General features: G+C 64.9%; 21 protein-coding genes. 9 read left to right on the top strand and 12 right to left on the bottom strand.

Annotation, left to right across the window (positions count from 1 at the left end; translation table 11 throughout):
- Positions 1-43: 43 nt before the first annotated feature.
- The 9 genes from NTD88_RS24165 to nrdR form a co-directional block, all read right to left on the bottom strand.
- Positions 44-790, bottom strand: a complete 747-nt coding sequence (locus NTD88_RS24165) for a substrate-binding periplasmic protein (protein ID WP_095159368.1) — start codon at positions 788-790, stop codon at positions 44-46.
- Positions 791-802: 12 nt separating this feature from the next.
- Entirely contained in the window at positions 803-1,306 is a 504-nt protein-coding gene (locus NTD88_RS24160) for a phosphatidylglycerophosphatase A (RefSeq protein WP_262127412.1), read from the bottom strand.
- Complete coding sequence (gene thiL, locus NTD88_RS24155) at positions 1,303-2,268, bottom strand: thiamine-phosphate kinase (RefSeq protein ID WP_262153988.1); 966 nt, start codon at positions 2,266-2,268, stop codon at positions 1,303-1,305. The genes NTD88_RS24160 and thiL overlap by 4 nt, the downstream gene beginning before the upstream one ends.
- Positions 2,269-2,286: 18 nt before the next feature.
- Positions 2,287-2,787 (bottom strand): transcription antitermination factor NusB, encoded by a 501-nt coding sequence (gene nusB, locus NTD88_RS24150; protein WP_095159371.1) that lies wholly within the window; start codon positions 2,785-2,787, stop codon positions 2,287-2,289.
- A complete protein-coding gene (gene ribE / locus NTD88_RS24145) occupies positions 2,784-3,260 on the bottom strand; it encodes a 6,7-dimethyl-8-ribityllumazine synthase (protein WP_095159372.1) in 477 nt (158 codons plus the stop codon). The genes nusB and ribE overlap by 4 nt, the downstream gene beginning before the upstream one ends.
- Positions 3,261-3,350: 90 nt before the next feature.
- Positions 3,351-4,442 carry a bifunctional 3,4-dihydroxy-2-butanone-4-phosphate synthase/GTP cyclohydrolase II gene (ribBA, locus tag NTD88_RS24140; RefSeq protein ID WP_095159373.1) on the bottom strand — a complete coding sequence of 364 codons (1,092 nt, stop codon included), beginning with the start codon at positions 4,440-4,442 and terminating at the stop codon, positions 3,351-3,353.
- Between the two features lie 17 nt (positions 4,443-4,459).
- Positions 4,460-5,125 (bottom strand): riboflavin synthase, encoded by a 666-nt coding sequence (locus NTD88_RS24135; RefSeq protein ID WP_095159374.1) that lies wholly within the window; start codon positions 5,123-5,125, stop codon positions 4,460-4,462.
- A gap of 46 nt (positions 5,126-5,171) precedes the next feature.
- Positions 5,172-6,302: a bifunctional diaminohydroxyphosphoribosylaminopyrimidine deaminase/5-amino-6-(5-phosphoribosylamino)uracil reductase RibD gene (gene ribD, locus NTD88_RS24130; protein ID WP_262153987.1), complete on the bottom strand. Its 1,131-nt coding sequence runs from the start codon at positions 6,300-6,302 to the stop codon at positions 5,172-5,174.
- A gap of 2 nt (positions 6,303-6,304) precedes the next feature.
- A complete protein-coding gene (gene nrdR, locus NTD88_RS24125) occupies positions 6,305-6,769 on the bottom strand; it encodes a transcriptional regulator NrdR (RefSeq protein ID WP_110969093.1) in 465 nt (154 codons plus the stop codon).
- Between the two features lie 109 nt (positions 6,770-6,878).
- Here nrdR and NTD88_RS24120 point away from each other — a divergent pair, with 109 nt between their 5' ends.
- The 3 genes from NTD88_RS24120 to trxA are packed head-to-tail and all read left to right on the top strand — an operon-like array spanning position 6,879 to position 8,894.
- Positions 6,879-7,328, top strand: coding sequence for a YbaY family lipoprotein (locus NTD88_RS24120; RefSeq protein WP_095159377.1), 450 nt, complete (start codon positions 6,879-6,881; stop codon positions 7,326-7,328).
- Positions 7,329-7,979, top strand: coding sequence for a class I SAM-dependent methyltransferase (locus NTD88_RS24115; RefSeq protein ID WP_095159378.1), 651 nt, complete (start codon positions 7,329-7,331; stop codon positions 7,977-7,979).
- Positions 7,980-8,021: 42 nt separating this feature from the next.
- Positions 8,022-8,894 (top strand): thioredoxin, encoded by an 873-nt coding sequence (trxA, locus tag NTD88_RS24110; protein ID WP_095159379.1) that lies wholly within the window; start codon positions 8,022-8,024, stop codon positions 8,892-8,894.
- 51 nt (positions 8,895-8,945) lie between these two features.
- On the opposite strand, the gene NTD88_RS24105 is transcribed toward trxA, so the two are convergent.
- Complete coding sequence (locus tag NTD88_RS24105; RefSeq protein WP_262153986.1) at positions 8,946-9,290, bottom strand: hypothetical protein; 345 nt, start codon at positions 9,288-9,290, stop codon at positions 8,946-8,948.
- Between the two features lie 130 nt (positions 9,291-9,420).
- Here NTD88_RS24105 and NTD88_RS24100 point away from each other — a divergent pair, with 130 nt between their 5' ends.
- From NTD88_RS24100 to NTD88_RS24080, 5 genes are all read left to right on the top strand, one after another.
- Positions 9,421-9,987 (top strand): DUF2796 domain-containing protein, encoded by a 567-nt coding sequence (locus NTD88_RS24100; RefSeq protein ID WP_262153985.1) that lies wholly within the window; start codon positions 9,421-9,423, stop codon positions 9,985-9,987.
- 47 nt (positions 9,988-10,034) lie between these two features.
- Positions 10,035-10,754: an ABC transporter ATP-binding protein gene (locus NTD88_RS24095; protein WP_262153984.1), complete on the top strand. Its 720-nt coding sequence runs from the start codon at positions 10,035-10,037 to the stop codon at positions 10,752-10,754.
- Positions 10,754-12,019 (top strand): ABC transporter permease, encoded by a 1,266-nt coding sequence (locus NTD88_RS24090; protein WP_262153983.1) that lies wholly within the window; start codon positions 10,754-10,756, stop codon positions 12,017-12,019. The genes NTD88_RS24095 and NTD88_RS24090 overlap by 1 nt, the downstream gene beginning before the upstream one ends.
- Before the next feature lie 11 nt (positions 12,020-12,030).
- Complete coding sequence (locus NTD88_RS24085) at positions 12,031-12,552, top strand: DUF3299 domain-containing protein (RefSeq protein ID WP_095159384.1); 522 nt, start codon at positions 12,031-12,033, stop codon at positions 12,550-12,552.
- 107 nt (positions 12,553-12,659) lie between these two features.
- Positions 12,660-13,340: an OmpW/AlkL family protein gene (locus NTD88_RS24080; protein ID WP_095159385.1), complete on the top strand. Its 681-nt coding sequence runs from the start codon at positions 12,660-12,662 to the stop codon at positions 13,338-13,340.
- Between the two features lie 145 nt (positions 13,341-13,485).
- Here NTD88_RS24080 and NTD88_RS24075 read toward each other — a convergent pair whose 3' ends face one another.
- Together NTD88_RS24075 and NTD88_RS24070 are read right to left on the bottom strand one after the other, a co-directional pair.
- Positions 13,486-14,415 carry an NAD-dependent epimerase/dehydratase family protein gene (locus NTD88_RS24075; protein ID WP_262153982.1) on the bottom strand — a complete coding sequence of 310 codons (930 nt, stop codon included), beginning with the start codon at positions 14,413-14,415 and terminating at the stop codon, positions 13,486-13,488.
- Positions 14,408-15,292, bottom strand: coding sequence for an NAD(P)-dependent oxidoreductase (locus NTD88_RS24070; RefSeq protein WP_262153981.1), 885 nt, complete (start codon positions 15,290-15,292; stop codon positions 14,408-14,410). The genes NTD88_RS24075 and NTD88_RS24070 overlap by 8 nt, the downstream gene beginning before the upstream one ends.
- Positions 15,293-15,586: 294 nt before the next feature.
- On the opposite strand from NTD88_RS24070, the gene NTD88_RS24065 reads away from it, so the two are divergent.
- On the top strand, positions 15,587-16,630 hold the full coding sequence (locus NTD88_RS24065) for a TauD/TfdA family dioxygenase (RefSeq protein ID WP_262153980.1): 1,044 nt from the start codon (positions 15,587-15,589) through the stop codon (positions 16,628-16,630).
- Positions 16,631-16,633 lie beyond the last annotated feature (3 nt).

Genomic DNA, 16,633 nt, shown 5'->3' with positions numbered 1-16,633 from the left:
GAAAAGTTCGATACCAAGCCGTCGAACCATTGCCCCAAAGCCCCTACTTGCCCGACTGATCGAACGGGTATGGCTGCTTCCAGCGCTGGAAAATCGGCTTCAGTTCGCCGCTTGGCACCAGCACGTCCATGCGCTTGTCGAACAGCTCGCGCAGCGCCTTGCCCTCCGGCGTGTTGCCAAATGCCAGGTACAACGGCAGTTCTGCCACATGGGTGCTGCGGAATTGATCCGGGTGCTCGGCATGGCTGCGCACGTATTCCACTTCGGTCTGCGCATCGATATAGAAATCCACCCGCTCGCGTTCCAGCATCGGCAGGATGCCGTCGCGGCGCTGCACTTCGCGGTAGTTGCCGGTGATATTGGGCAGGTAGTTCTGATAGTCGTAGCCGCGGACCCAGGACAGGCGAAACTGGCCAAGGGTTTCCAGGGTCGGCCGCGGATGAGTGGCCAGGCCCAGGGCATAGATATGGTCGGAATCGAAATTCCAGCGCGGGTAGAGGTTGTCGTCGTTTTCGGCGGCGTAGGAGCCCACCCAGGCGTCCGCCTCTCCCCGTTTGACCAGGCCGACGGCGCGGGTGTACGGCGCGCTGAGCACCGTCACCTTGACCCCGGCAGGCTCGAAGATCTTGCGCAGCAGGTCCCAGGCCAGGCCGGTGCCATCGGCATTGGTGTAATCCAGCCAGCTCTCACTGGCCAGGCGAACCTGCGGCGGCAGCCCCTCGGCAGCAGCGATTCCCTGCATTCCTGCCGCCATGACCAGCATCAGCAGCCATTGTCGCCATACACGCATTGCCGACTCCCTTTAAATCAGACTCCATACCAACACTTGCATCGCCAGCCAGGCGAACACCCCGGCCAGCACATCATCGAGCATGATCCCGACACCGCCGTGCACATGCCGGTCGATCCAGCGGATGGGCCAGGGCTTGAGGATGTCGAAAAAGCGGAACATCAGAAAACCTGCCAACAACCATAGCCAACCCTCGGGCACCAGCCAAAGGGTGATCCACATGCCGACCATCTCGTCCCAGACGATGCCTTCATGATCGTGCACGCCCAGGTCATCGGCGACCTTGCCGCACAGCCAGAAGCCGAACAGCATGGTCAGCCCGAGCATCAGCCAGTAGCCCCAGTCCGGCAGCATCTGCCACAACGGGACGAACGGCAGCGCCACCAGCGAACCCCAGGTGCCCGGGGCCTTGGGCAGCGTGCCGGAGCCGAAGCCGAACGCGAGGAAATGCCAGGGGTTGCGCCAGACCGATGGCGGAACGTTTTCCGCTGGCACCTGATTGGGGTGGTCGGTCACGGTGTCTCCCTGAAATGTTGATACCCGCGCACAGCCGGGGTGATGTCATTGCCAGCGGCGTCGTGCAGGCTGACGCCGCTGCCCGCCTCGACCCGACCGACCACGTGCACCGGCCAGCCGGCGTCCCGCAGCCCGGCCAGTTCGGCGGGCGGCAGGGTGAAGGCGATCACGTAGTCATCGCCGCCGGTCAGCGCCGCCTGACGGGCCTGATCCAGACCGAGGAAGCCAAGCAGCGCCGGACTCAGCGGCAGCCGCTCCAGTTCCAGGCGCAGTGCCACGTTCGAGGCCGTGGCGATATGCCCGCAGTCAGCCAGCAGGCCGTCGGAAATATCCAGCGCCGCCGTGGCCTTGTTCCGCAGTGCCTGACCCAGCGCCAATTGCGGCGAAGGCGACCAATAGTGGGACAACAGCGGCTCGGCCAGGGTTGCATCGGCCTGACGCTCGCCCAGCACCAGCGGCAGCGCGCCTGCGGCATTGCCCAGCTCGCCACCGACGCAGACCAGATCGCCCGCCCGCGCGCCGCCACGGGTCAGCGCCTGCCCCACGGGAACACGACCGAACACGGTCATGGTCAGGCTCAGCGGGCCGCGCGTGGTGTCGCCACCGATCAGGGTCAGCCCGCATTGGGTCGCCATCCGGTTCAAACCCTGGGCATACGCGAGCAACCAGTCGGGACTGACGTCCGGCACGGTCAGGGCAAGGGTAAAGGCAAGGGGGGTGGCGCCCATGGCGGCCAGGTCGCTGGCCGCTACCGCCAGCGAGCGCTGGCCGAGCAGGAAAGGATCGCTGACGGCGGGGAAGTGCATCCCGGCCACCAGCGTATCGGTGGAGATTGCCAACTGTTCGCCGGGAACCGGCGCCAGCAGCGCGCAATCGTCACCGATGCCAAGGGCGATGCCTTCGCCGCCCTGCGCACAAGGCGCGGCGGCGAAGTACTGGCGGATCAGCTCGAACTCACCCATGGTCAGGCAGCGCCGGAATCAGCGCTTGAACGCCTTCACTTCGGCTTCGCGAAGCCGTGGCGCGAGCTTGTCGAGCACGCCGTTGACGAACTTGTGGCCATCGGTGGAACCGAAGACCTTGGCCAGTTCGATACCTTCGTTGATAACAACGCGGTATGGCACGTCAACGCGCTTGAGCAGTTCCCAGGTGGACAGACGCAGGACCGCGAGTTCGACCGGGTCGAGCTCTTCCAGGGCCATGTCCAGGCAAGGGGTGAGCGCAGTGTCGATTTCGGTCTTGCTTGCCGGAACCCCGTGCAGGATCTCCCGGAAGTAAGCGCCATCGACATCGCTGAAATCGTTATCGACCCGGAACTGCGCTTCGACCTCGTTCAGCGAATGCTTTGCAATGTGCCACTGATACAGGGCCTGGGTCGCGAGCTTGCGGGCTTCACGACGCTTGGCGCTTTTCGACGGCTTGCCTGCATCAGCGGGCTGCGGGTCGCGCGGGTTGAAACGATCGCTTTCGTCGCTAATCACTTGGCCTCCAACTGCGCCAGCAGACTGACCATTTCCAGAGCGGACAGGGCAGCTTCAGCGCCCTTGTTGCCGGCCTTGGTGCCGGAACGCTCGATGGCCTGTTCGATCGAGTCGACGGTCAGGACACCGAAGGCAACCGGTACGCCGAATTCCATGGACACCTGGGCCAGGCCCTTGGTGCATTCGCCCGCAACGTATTCGAAATGTGGGGTGCCGCCACGGATCACCGCGCCCAGGGCGATGATTGCCGAGTATTCACCCTGTTGGGCGACTTTCTGTGCGACCAGCGGGATTTCGAACGCGCCAGGAGCACGGATGACAACGATGTCGCTTTCGCTCACGCCATGACGAACCAGGGCGTCAACGGCACCGCTCACCAGGCTTTCGACGACGAAGCTGTTGAAGCGGCCAACCACCAAAGCATAGCGACCTTTGGGGGCAATGAAGGTACCTTCGATGGTCTTCAGGGACATTGCGGGATTCTCATCTTAAAGAGCCAGGCCGCAAAAACGCGGCCTGTGGGAGTTTTGGTCACGAAAAGCGAGCGGTCAAACACCGCCGGCTCATTCGGAGGGCACGTATTCTACAACTTCCAGATCGAATCCGGATATCGCGTTGAACTTCATCGGCGAACTCATCAGGCGCATCTTGCGCACACCGAGGTCGCGGAGGATCTGCGAACCGGCACCGACGGTGCTGTAGGTAGTCGGCGTCTTGGTCTGGGCATCGCCCGCGCTTTCGCGGATGTGCGCCAGCAGCACGTCGCCGTCCAGCGGATGCCCCAGCAGCAGCACCACGCCGCTACCGGCGTCGGCCACGGCGCTCATCGCGGCGCGCAGGCTCCAGCGGCCCGGCTGCTTGACCAGCAGCAGGTCGCGCAGCGGGTCCATGTTGTGCACGCGGACCAGGGTCGGCTCTTCGGCGCAGATCTTGCCGAGGGTCAGGGCCATGTGCACGTCGCCTTCCACGGAATCGCGGTAAGTGACCAGGTTGAAGTGACCCAGCTCGCTGTCCAGCGGCTGCTCGGCGATGCGCTGGATGGTGCGCTCGTGGATCATGCGGTAGTGGATCAGGTCGGCGATGGTGCCGATCTTGATGCCGTGCTCGGCGGCGAACACTTCCAGCTCCGGACGACGGGACATGGTGCCGTCGTCGTTCATCACTTCGCAGATCACCCCGCTCGGCTCGAACCCGGCCATGCGCGCCAGGTCGCAGGCGGCTTCGGTGTGGCCGGCGCGGGCCAGGGTGCCACCCGGCTGGGCCATCAGCGGGAAGATGTGGCCGGGGCTGACGATGTCTTCAGCCTTGGCGTCCTTGGCGGCAGCAGCCTGCACGGTGCGGGCGCGGTCGGCGGCGGAGATGCCGGTGGTCACGCCTTCGGCGGCTTCGATGGACACGGTGAACTTGGTGCCGAAGCCGGAACCGTTGCGCGGCGCCATCAGCGGCAGCTTCAGGGTTTCACAGCGCTCGCGGGTCATCGGCATGCAGATCAGGCCACGGGCGTGCTTGGCCATGAAATTGATGTGCTCAGGCAGGCAGCATTCGGCCGCCATGATGATGTCGCCTTCGTTTTCGCGGTCTTCGTCATCCATGAGGATGACCATTTTGCCCTGGCGGATGTCTTCAACCAGTTCTTCGATGGTGTTGAGCGCCACGCGGCACCCCCTTCTAATCAGGATTTCAGGTAGCCGTTGGCGGCCAGGAAGCTTTCGGTAATACCGCTGCCGTTGCTCGGCTCGGCGGCTTTGTCGCCCAGGAGCAGGCGCTCCAGGTAACGGGCCAGCAGATCGACTTCGAGGTTGATCCGGCGCCCGGGGCGGTAGTCGGCCATGATGGTCTCGGCCAGGGTATGCGGGACGATGGTCAGCTCGAACTCGGCGCCATCGACCTGGTTGACCGTCAGGCTGGTGCCGTCGACGGTGATCGAGCCCTTGTGGGCGATGTACTTGGCCAGTTCCTTTGGCGCGCGCAGGCGGAACTGGATGGCGCGGGCGTTATCGGCGCGCGAGATGACTTCGCCGACGCCGTCGACGTGGCCGCTGACCAGATGGCCACCCAGGCGGGTGGTCGGCGTCAGGGCCTTTTCCAGGTTGACCCGGCTGCCGCTCTTGAGGTCGTCGAAGGCGGTGCAGTCGAGGGTCTCGCGGCTGACGTCAGCCCAGAAACCGTCGCCCGGCAGCTCAACTGCAGTCAGGCAAACGCCGTTGACCGCGATGCTGTCGCCCAGCTTCACGTCGCTCAGGTCGAGCTTGCCGGTTTCGACATAGACCCGCACGTCGCCGCCCTTGGGGGTGATGGAACGGATGCTGCCGATGGATTCGATGATGCCGGTAAACATTGAGTCCTCCTCGAGAACAGGCCACGCCGGGGGCGCAAGCCGCGAATTATACGCCTGGGGCGGGCACAGGGATGGCAGTGACTCGCCAGTCATCGCCTACCGCGCGCATGTCAGTGATTTTCAGTGCCGGGGCTTCGCTCATCCGCGCCAGCGGCCAGTCGAGCAGCGGCCGGGCACTGGAGCCGAGAAACTTGCCGGCGATGAACAGTTGGTATTCGTCCACCAGGCCGAGCTGGGCGAAGGCACCGGCAAGGCCGGGGCCGGCCTCCACCAGGACTTCGTTGACGCCACGCCCGGCCAGCTCAACCAGCAACTGGCGCAGATCGACCTGGCCGTCGGCGCCGGGCAAACGCAGCAGCTCCTGGCCGTTGGCGGCGTAACGCGGGTCGTCCGCGGCGGCGGTGACCACCAGCGCCGGACCGGCTTGATAGAACGGGGCATCCAGCGGCAGGCGCAAGCGCCCGTCGATCAATACGCGCAGCGGCGGACGGCTCAGTGCAAGGGCGGCGGTGTCGGCGTCCAGACCCAGTTCCGCGCCACGCACGGTCATTCGCGCGTTATCCGCCAGCACGCTGCTGGCGCTGCTCAGCACCACGCTGGAGCGCGCGCGCAGCCGTTGCACCGCCGAGCGCGCCGCCGGGCCGGTGATCCACTGGCTTTCGCCGCTGGCCATGGCAGTGCGCCCGTCCAGGCTCATCGCCAGTTTCACCCGCACATACGGCAGGCCGTGTTCCATGCGCTTGAGAAAACCGGGGTTCAGCGCCCGCGCTTCGGCTTCGAGCACGCCGCTGGCGACTTCGATGCCGGCGTCGGCGAGACGCTTGAGGCCGTTGCCGGCGACTTGCGGATTAGGGTCCTGCATCGCCGCGACGACCCGTGCCACGCCAGCCTTCACCAGCGCTTCGGCGCAGGGTGGCGTGCGGCCATGGTGGCTGCACGGTTCCAGGGTGACGTAGGCGCAGGCGCCGCGAGCCAGTTCGCCGGCCTGGCGCAAGGCGTGGACTTCAGCGTGGGGCTCGCCGGCGCGCACGTGCCAGCCTTCGCCGACCACCTCGCCGTCGCGGACGATGACACAGCCGACCCGCGGGTTCGGGTGCGTCGAGTACAGGCCCTTGCGCGCCAGCTCAAGGGCGCGGGCCATGTAATGAGCGTCGAGCACGGCGCGTTCTGTGGACATGTTCACTCTTTGGACGGCTCGCGGGCCAGGCGGTCGATTTCTTCGCGGAATTCGTTGAGGTCCTGGAAGCGCCGGTACACGGAAGCGAAACGGATGTAGGCGACTTCGTCGAGCTTTTGCAGCTCGGTCATCACCAGTTCACCGACCACCAGCGACTTGACCTCACGCTCTCCCTTGGCGCGCAGCTTGTGCTTGATGTGGGCGAGCGCGGCTTCCAGGCGCTCGACGCTGACCGGGCGCTTTTCCAGCGCGCGCTGCATGCCGGCGCGGAGTTTTTCTTCGTCGAAGGGCTGACGGCTGCCGTCCTGCTTGATCAGGCGGGGCAGCACCAGTTCGGCAGTTTCGAAGGTGGTGAATCGCTCGCCGCAGGCCACGCATTCGCGGCGGCGGCGCACTTGCTCGCCCTCGGCGACCAGTCGCGAGTCGATGACTTTGGTGTCGTTGGCACCGCAGAAGGGACAGTGCATGGTGGCAGGCAACAAAAAAAGGGAGGGCCATGGTAGCGCATCCGACTGGCAAGACAAGCCAAAGGGGTTACCATCCAGTGAGGAAATACGCCCCCGAAGGAAAAACACCATGCCGTTTCGAGCGCTCGCCGTGCTCGGCTTCGCGACCCTGCTGGCCGCCTGCAGCAGCGAAGCCCCCAAACCCGTGCCACCGCAACCACCGGCCAATCCGGTGGCAAAACACGTCCATGTGCCAACGCCGCTGCCTGCCTACCAGCGTGAACTGACCGGCAGCTTCAGCAACATTCCCCGCGGCGCCGAGGTTGAAGTCGCCTTGTTGGTGATCGACGAACGCGGCCGCCCGCAGCGCCTGCTGGCCAGCGACACCCTGGACGGCACCGGCCAGGCCCTGCCATTTCAGTTGCGCTTCAATCCCGAAGTGTTCCCCAGCGGGGCCCGTGTGGAACTGCGCGCCCGCGCCAGCCAGTCCGGGCAACTGATCCTGCACCTTAAACCGCTGTCGGTGACCCGCGCCGAAACCCAGGCCTTCGGCCCGCTGCAACTGGAAAAGGCGCCGTAAATGGCGCCTGTTCACCTGCAGAGTGCATTGAGTGAATTGCTCGGCGACGCCCGTCTTGTCGCCAGCGACCTGCCCGATTGCCCTCTGAAACTGTGGTTGATCGACGCCGACAACATGGACCGCGCCTTCAGTCCCGAAGAAACCCGGCGCATCCTCGAAGAGCCGCCCTACTGGAGTTTCTGCTGGGCCAGCGGCCTGGCCATGGCCCGCTACCTGGCCGAGCGCCCGGAGTGGGTCGAGGGCAAGCGGGTGCTGGATTTCGGCGCCGGCTCCGGCATCGCCGGGATCGCCGCGAAGAAGGCCGGGGCACTGGAAGTGGTGGCCTGCGACCTCGATCCGCTGGCGCTGCACGCCAGCCGCGCCAACGCCGCGCTCAACGGCGTGGAACTGAATTACTCCAGCGACTTTTTCGCCGAGGACGACCGCTTCGACCTGATCCTGGTCGCCGACGTGCTCTACGACCGCGCCAACCTGCCGCTGCTCGACCAGTTCCTCAGCCGTGGTCGCCAGGCGCTGGTGGCAGACTCACGGGTGCGCGACTTCCGTCATCCGCTGTACCGGCAACTGGACACGCTGCACGCACTGACGTTGCCGGACCTGGCCGAGCCCCATGAGTTTCGCCAGGTCAGCCTGTACCACGCCAGCCGCTGAGTCCGTATAGTTGGCGCCATTCATGCGTTCGCGAGAGTCGAGATGAGTCAGGACAACCCGTACATATTCGATACCACCGTCGCCAACTTCGATCAGGTGGTGATCGCCAACTCGCACCACAAGCCGGTGCTGGTGGATTTCTGGGCCGACTGGTGTGCGCCGTGCAAGGCGATGATGCCGGTGCTGGCGAAGATCACCGAGGAATACCAGGGCGAACTGCTGCTGGCCAAGGTCAACTGCGATGTGGAGCAGGACATCGTCGCCCGCTTCGGCATCCGCAGCCTGCCCACCGTGGTGCTGTTCAAGGACGGCCAGCCGGTGGACGGCTTCGCCGGCGCCCAGCCGGAATCGGCCATCCGCGCCCTGCTCGAACCTCATGTGCAAATGCCGCCGCCGGCTGCCGCCGATCCACTGGAAGTGGCCCAGGCGCTGTTCGCCGACGGTCGCTACAGCGAGGCTGAAGCCACCCTCAAGACCCTGCTGAGCGAAGACAACAGCAACGCCGGCGCGCTGATTCTCTACGGCCGCTGCCTGGCCGAGCGCGGTGAGCTGGGTGAAGCGCAAACCGTGCTGGACGCGGTCAAGAGCGATGAGCACAAGGCCGCGCTGGCCGGTGCCAAGGCGCAACTGACGTTCCTGCGCCAGGCACAGAGCCTGCCGGAAGTGGCAGACCTGAAAACCCGTCTGGCGCAGAACGCCGAAGACGATGAAGCGGCGTATCAACTGACCATCCAGCAGTTGTCGCGCCAGCAGTACGAGGCGGCGCTGGATGGGTTGTTGAAGCTGTTCAAGCGCAATCGCGGCTATGAAAACGGGCTGCCGCACAAGACCCTGCTACAGGTGTTCGAGTTGCTGGGCAATGACCATCCGCTGGTGGGCGTTTACCGTCGCAAGCTGTTTGCTGCTCTGTATTGAGTCAGGCGGGGTCTCATCGCTGCGGTTCGGCGATGAGGCCCTAAGATTCAATCACCCCACCCAGTGATACACCGGCGCATCCGCCCCGCTTTCCACCTTCACCTCACTGCTGTGCCGTAACCGCACCAGCAGCCGCTTGCCCGCTCCGGTACTGCCGGACAGCCCCTCCAGTTGTTCCAGCAATGCCGGCCCGTCCAGCGAACCCGCCTTGCGTAAAAGCTTCTTCGCCGCCAGCCACTGCACATCGTCGCCCCTCGGCTGCGCCACCGGCGCGGCAGCATTCACCGGCGCCTCGGCCGGCTCCACCGCTCGCCCAGCCAGCATGGCCCACTCGGTGGGGTCCAGTTCGAGGGTCAAATCCACCGGCCATTCGCCGATGTGTCCGCGAATTCGCACGTTTCCATCCTCCACACGTCAAGGTCGCCATGCTCCCACGCTCATGAAGGATCGCCAAGGACCCTAGCAAGCCGCGCCGAACTTGTTATAACATTTCAAAACTTTTCCAAGCCCGCTCCGGAGTCCCGCCATGCGTCGCCTGTTGCTTGCGTTGCCTTTCGCCCTGCTGCCCCTGGCCGTGATGGCCCATGACGATCACGAGCATGACCACGCTCACGGCAGCCTCGGCGCCCACGAACATGGCGTCGCCCACCTCAACGCGGTACTCGACGGCAACACCCTGGAGCTGGAGCTGGAAAGCCCAGCGATGAACCTGGTGGGCTTCGAGCACGCCGCCGTCAGCGATGCCGACAAAGCCAAGGTCGCCGCGGTGCGTGCGCAGCTTGAACAACCCTTGAAGCTGTTCGGCCTGACCGCCGCCGGCAACTGCAAGGAAAGCGACGAAGAACTGCAAAGCCCGCTGTTCGGCGACAAGCCGGCCAAGGACGACGATGGCGACGGCGACGAGCACGGCCACAGCGATATCCATGCGCACTACCGCCTGGAATGCGCCAACCCCGAGAAGCTCAAGGCGCTCGACCTGGCCCCGCTGTTCAAGACCTTCCCCGCCACCCAGAAAATCCAGCTACAACTGATCGGACCGAATGGCCAGCAAGGGGTGGAAGTCACGCCCGGCAATGCCACGATCAACTTCTAAGTCACCTTTTGCCAGTGAAGCGCCCGGGGTAACCCGGGCGTCCATTTATGAGCCAGGCACTGATTGAACTGACCGACCTGGGCTTCGCCTGGCCGGGACACCCGCCCCTGCTGGACATCCCGGCGCTGCGCCTCGAAGCCGGCGAATCGCTGTTTCTCAAGGGCCCCAGCGGCAGCGGCAAGACCACCCTGCTGGGCCTGCTCGGCGGCGTGCAGAAGGCCGATCGCGGCAGCATCCGCCTGCTCGGCCAGGACCTGAGTGAACTGAGCCAGAGCGCCCGCGACCGTTTCCGCGTCGACCACACCGGCTACATCTTTCAGCAGTTCAACCTGCTGCCGTTTCTCTCGGTGCGCGAGAACGTCGAACTGCCCTGCCGCTTCTCCAGGGCACGCGCCGAGCGAGCCACGCAACGCTTTGGCAGCATCGCCAGCGCCGCCGCCGAACTGCTCGCGCACCTGGGCCTGAAAGACCCGGCGCTGCTCGCCCGCCGCGCCGACAGCCTGTCGATCGGCCAGCAGCAACGCGTGGCCGCAGCCCGCGCGCTGATCGGCCAGCCGGAACTGGTGATCGCCGACGAACCGACCTCGGCACTCGACGCCGACACCCGCGAGGCCTTTATCCGCCTGCTCTTCGCTGAATGCCGCGACGCCGGTTCCAGCCTGTTGTTCGTCAGCCACGACCAGAGCCTGGCACCGCTGTTCGACCGCCAGCTATCCCTCGCCGAACTCAACCGCGCGGCGCAGCCTGCCAGCGATACGGAGGCCTGATGTACCTGCTTCGTCTTGCCCTGGCCAGCCTGGCCAACCGCCGTTTCACCGCCTTTCTTACCGCGTTCGCCATCGCCTTGTCGGTGTGCCTGCTGCTGGCCGTCGAACGGGTCCGCACCGAAGCCCGCGCCAGCTTTGCCAGCACCATCAGCGGCACCGACCTGATCGTCGGCGCCCGCTCCGGTTCGGTGAACCTGCTGCTGTATTCGGTGTTCCGCATCGGCAACGCCACCAACAACATCCGCTGGGACAGCTTCGAGCACTACGCCAACGATCGCGGGGTGAAGTGGGCGATCCCGATTTCCCTCGGCGACTCGCACCGCGGCTACCGGGTGATGGGCACCACCGACGCCTACTTCGCGCATTACCAGTACGGCCGCAAACAGAACCTGCAACTGGCCCAGGGCCGCGCCTTCGCCAGCGACCCGTTCGAGGTGGTGCTCGGCGCCGAAGTAGCCGAAGCCCTGCACTACACGCTCGGCGACAAGCTGGTGCTGGCCCACGGCGTCGCCGCCATCAGCCTGGTCAAGCACGACGACAAACCGTTCACCGTGGTCGGCGTCCTGCAGCGCACCGGCACACCGGTGGACCGCACGTTGCACATCAGCCTCGGCGGCATGGAAGCCATTCACATCGACTGGCACAACGGCGTGCCGGCCCGCGGTGCCGGGCGGGTCAGCGCCGAGCAGGCGCGCAACATGGACCTGACGCCCACGGCGATCACCGCCTTCATGCTCGGTCTGAACAGCAAGGTCGCGACCTTCTCGCTGCAACGGGAAATCAACGAATTCCGCAACGAACCACTGCAGGCGATTCTTCCCGGCGTGGCCTTGCAAGAGTTGTGGAGCCTGATGGGGACAGCGGAACAGGCGTTGTTCGTGGTCTCGCTGTTCGTCGTGCTGACCGGGCTGATCGGCATGCTCACCGCCATCCTCACCAGCCTCAACGAACGCCGTCGGGAAATGGCGATCCTGCGCTCGGTGGGCGCCCGCCCCTGGCATATCGGCGGCCTGCTGGTGCTCGAAGCCTTCGCCCTGGCGTTGGCCGGAATCGGCGCCGGGCTGGGCTTGCTGTATGCGGGCATCGCCGTGGCCCAGGGTTACGTGCAGGCCAACTATGGGCTATACCTGCCGCTGGCCTGGCCCAGCAGCCACGAATGGCTGTTGCTCGGGATCATCCTCGGCGCCGCGTTGCTGATGGGCAGCATCCCTGCCTGGCGGGCCTATCGACAGTCACTGGCCGACGGCCTGTCCATCCATCTCTGAGTAACCCTGTAATGCGTCGTGTCCTGCTGCTCCTGCTGTTGATCGCCGCGCCCGTCTGGGCCGGCGAGCCGCGTACCCTGGAATGGCCGCAACTGATTCCGCCGGGTGCGCCGGTGATCACGCCGCAGTTGGCGCCGCTGCACAACCTCTCGCAACTCTCGCAGTTGGGCGATGCGCTGGCCGCCGAAGCGGCGCCAGCAGCTCGCCAGGAGGTGCCGGACGCACCGGTGGTCAAAGAGCTGGACGGCCAGCAGATCAAGCTGCCGGGTTATATCGTGCCGCTGGAAGTGAGCGAAGAAGGTCGCACCACAGAGTTTCTCCTGGTGCCGTATTACGGCGCCTGCATTCATGTGCCGCCGCCGCCGTCGAACCAGATCGTGCATGTGTTCAGCGAGATCGGGATCAAGGTCGAGGAGTTGTACCAGCCGTACTGGATCGAAGGGCCGATGCGCGTCCAGTCGTCGGCCAGTGAGCTGGCCGAAGCGGGTTATCAGATGGAGGCCGAGAAAATCTACGCCTACGAACTACAATGAATGCCCGCACCCCGGCGCCTTCGCTTTCATTGAGCTGAATCAAAATTCCCGAGGCGGTAGCTCCTTAACATTGGAACCAATGAATCCAAATGTCCCCCGGAGCTTCCATGAACAAGTCTTTGCTCGGCGCCTCGCTCGTTGCCCTCGCGCTTGTAGCCCCTGCCGCCCACGCCTACCAGGCCGGTGATTTCATCCTGCGCGCCGGTGCCGTCACCACCGCGCCAAACGAAGACAGCGGCGAGCTGAAGTTCGACGGCGTCAAAGCCTCCGGCACCAAAGCCACCCTGACCAGCGACACCCAACTGGGTCTGGCCTTCGCCTACATGCTCACCGATCACTTCGGCCTGGAGCTGCTGGCAGCCACCCCGTTCCAGCATGAAGTGGGCGTGAAAGGCCTCGGTGGCCTGGACGGCAAGCTTGCCGACATCAAGCAACTGCCACCGACCCTGTCGCTGCAGTACTACCCGATGGAAGCTAGCTCGAAATTCCAGCCGTACGCCGGTATCGGTGTGAACTACACCCTGTTCTTCGACGAAGAACTGACCAGCGACCGCAAGGCCCAGGGCTTCAGCAACATGAAACTGAAGAACTCGGTAGGCCTGGCCGGCCAACTGGGCATGGACTACCTCGTCAACGACCACCTGCTGGTCAACGCCGCGATCTGGTACGTCGACATCAACACCGAAGCCAGCATCGACGGCCCGAGCGCACTGTCGATCGGCAAGACCAAGGTCGACGTAGACGTCGATCCATGGGTCTACATGGTTGGCCTGGGTTACAAGTTCTAAGCATTCGAAAACAGTTGGGGCCGTTTTGCGGCTCCTTCGCGAGCAAGCTCGCTCCTACAAGGACCCCGTCGCAATTGACGCAATCCCTGTAGGAGCGAGCTTGCTCGCGAAGGGGCTACAAAACGGCCCCACTGTTTTTACGAACTCAGCGCCCCAACAACCGCGCCAGACCCTCGGCCAACGGCGTCACCACCGGAAACGCGAAACGCGCCAGCAAGCGCTGATTGTCCGCCCGCGAATGGCGGATATCACCACTGCGCGCCGGCCCATGACTGACCGCGGGCAACCCGCCCAGCACCGTGCGCAGCGCCTCCAGCAACTGATTCAGCGAAGTCGCCTGGTTCAGGCCGATATTCACCGCGCCCTCTTCCACCTGCGCCATCTCCAGCGCCTGCACCATCACCGACACCAGGTCGCCGACATACAAAAAGTCGCGGGTCTGCTCGCCATCACCGAACACGGTAATCGGCGTGCCGCTCAAGGCGCGCTCGCAGAAGATGCTGATCACCCCGGAATACGGCGAGGACGGATCCTGACGTGGCCCGAAGATGTTGAAGAAGCGGAACACCACCGGTTCCAGACCGTGCTGACGACGGTAGAAATCCAGGTACTGCTCGCCGGCCAGCTTGTCCACCGCATAAGGGGTCAGCGGCGCCTTGGGGGTATCTTCGGCGATGGACTGGCCTTCACCGTTGTTGCCGTAGACCGCAGCGCTGGAGGCGAACACCACACGGCGGATGCCGTTCAGGCGCATGGCCTCGCAGACATTCAGGGTGCCGATGAAGTTGCTCTGGTGAGTCTTGACCGGGTCTTCCACCGAGGCCTGCACCGAGGCCACCGCCGCCAGGTGCACCACCGCGCGGCAACCGGCGGCAGCCTGGTTGACCAGGGCGGCATCGGCGACGTCGCCTTCGATCAGGTGCAGGTTCGGGTGATCCAGTTGCAGGTTGTCGCGCTTGCCGGTGGAGAGGTCGTCCAGCACGCGCACGGCGTAGCCTTTTTCCAGCAGCGCATCACACAGGTGGGAGCCGATGAAACCGGCACCACCGGTGATCAGAATGGGGGCATCAGCCATGACGGTAGAATCGATCCAGTAGGGTCGGCAGGCCGGAGCGCCAGGCGCGTGGCTTGATGCCGAAGGTGTGGAGAATTTTCTTGCAGGCGAGCACCGCGTGTTGCGGTTCTTCGCTGGCGTCGGAACGCGCGGCGTGGGCCTGGGGGGTGGGGCTCTCGACCGCCAGCGTGCGCAATTGCGAGGCCTCGCCGAGGATCGCCTGGCCCAGCGCCAGCGGCGTGGTCGCTTCGTTGCCGGCGTAGTGGTAAGTGCCCCACAACGGCGCCGCGCAATCGAGTTGCTTGAGCACCGAGAGAATCACCCGCGCGGCGTCGTCCACCGGGGTCGGATTGCCGCGGCGGTCGTCGGCCAGCAGCAGTTCCTGAGCCGTTTCGGCACGGGTCAGGAAGCGACCGAGAACACCGTCGACGCTGTCGTCGAGCACCCAGCCGAACCGCAGCAGCACATGCTGCGGGCAGGTGGCGCGCACGCTCTGCTCGATGCGCCACAGCGCCTGGCCACGCAGGCCCAGCGGCACCGGTTCGTCCTTCTCGCTGTAGGCGGTGGCGCGCGAGCCATCGAACACCCGGTAGCTGGAAGGCTGGACGAGGATGATGTTGTGGTGCTGACACAGCTCGGCGAGGCGCTCGACCGAGCGCTCCTGCGCGGCCAGCCGCTGCTCGCTGACCGACTCGGCCTGGAACCAGTCGAAGTAATAGGCCAGGTTGACCAGCGCGTCCGGGCGGGTGTCGTCGAGTAACTGGGTCAGGCTGGCGGTGTCCCAGCCCTGCTCTGGCGGACGCGGCGCGAGAAAGCCGATGTCCTCCTCGGCCCCGAGACGAATCAGCGCTTGCCCAAGGGCATTTCCACCACCCAACAGCATCAGGCGCATTCGCATAACGTTTGGCAGGTCCGCTCAGGTTGATTGAAAAAGAAAGCGCGTAGTTTGCGGCTTCCGCCAGGGGAAGTCCAACCCGCCCCGAGACACAGTGTGTTTAACGTCAGGCGCAATATGCCCGCTTTCCCACACCAATAAATAAGAATTAGCTTACAAATCCAAAAGAACCCACTGACTTCTACGGTTGAAAAAACCGCCTTCAATTAGCGCTAACCGGTTACCTGTCCTGCCGTCAGGAGCCATTCGGGGCGTGGAATGCCCTAAAACCCGCCAGATCGCTAAGGAAGGTTCTCCATGCAGGACTCCGAAGTCGCCACGCTCTACTTCGATGAAGACCAGCTCGACCAACTGCACAAAGCCAGCCAGGACCTCGCTCACCACGGCGGCCCGCAGGTGCTCGGCGCTGCGCTCAAGGCCCGCCTCTGGGCCCGGTTGCTGGAGACAACCCTGAGCCCGCTGCAGCAGGCCATCATCAACCTGTTCGCCGATGGCCGGTTGTCAGTGCTGCTGTTTTCCCGCTTGCTGCCACCGCGCAACGATGAACTGCCCGAGCAGTTGCCCGCGCTCGCGGCCCTGGAACGGGACCACCCGTGCCTTTACCTCGCCTCGCGCAATCAGGTGCTGCTGGAGCTGGTCCACTACCGGGCCTTCGCCTTCGATATCGACAACGACGGCAAACACGTGCGCCTGGTCGGCAATTTCAAGGGCGGTGGCCAGCAACCGCGCCCCGATGAAGACCCCTACGAGGCCGTGGAGCTCAGCTCCCACGCCGGCCTGCGCCTCGGACCGCACACCGAGGCGCCGTACCATTGCTCGGTAGTGGCGCGCGACGGCCATTCGCCCGCCCCTTCCGCACTGATCCTGAGTGCCCGCTGGAACCCGGCGAACGAGGCCACCCATATCGTTCCGCTGCGCAGTGTCATCGAAGGGCTGGGAAGCCTGGACGTGTTGGCCCTGGCCTCCAACTCCTTCGATTTCACTCGCAGCGAATGCTTCGTCGACGGCCACGGCGACGCCGGCCACGCCACCTCCATCGTCCAGTTCGACGAACAGGGCGGGTTCAGCGTGCGTTACAACGCTTACCGTTTTTCCGTCAACGAGCAGGCCAGCGACGCCGCAGCACGGGCGTTCGATGCCTTCAAGGCACGCCTGGCGCAGACCCCGCCGCTGGAATTCGTGCTGCAGCCGGACAGCGTTCTGCTGGTCAACAACACCCGCGCGCTGCATGGCCGCGAACTGCTGCAAGACAACCGCCGCCTGCTGGTGCGGCTGTTCGGCTATTCGCGTTTCGCCCGCCCCCTGGTCATCAAGGAAGACCCGCTGCTGGTCCGCGGCTGAATG

This window comes from Pseudomonas sp. 20P_3.2_Bac5 (genome assembly GCF_025466035.1).
Lineage (GTDB): Bacteria > Pseudomonadota > Gammaproteobacteria > Pseudomonadales > Pseudomonadaceae > Aquipseudomonas.
Note: the sequence above shows the minus strand (reverse complement) of the source record. Positions and strands in the feature narration are given on the sequence as shown.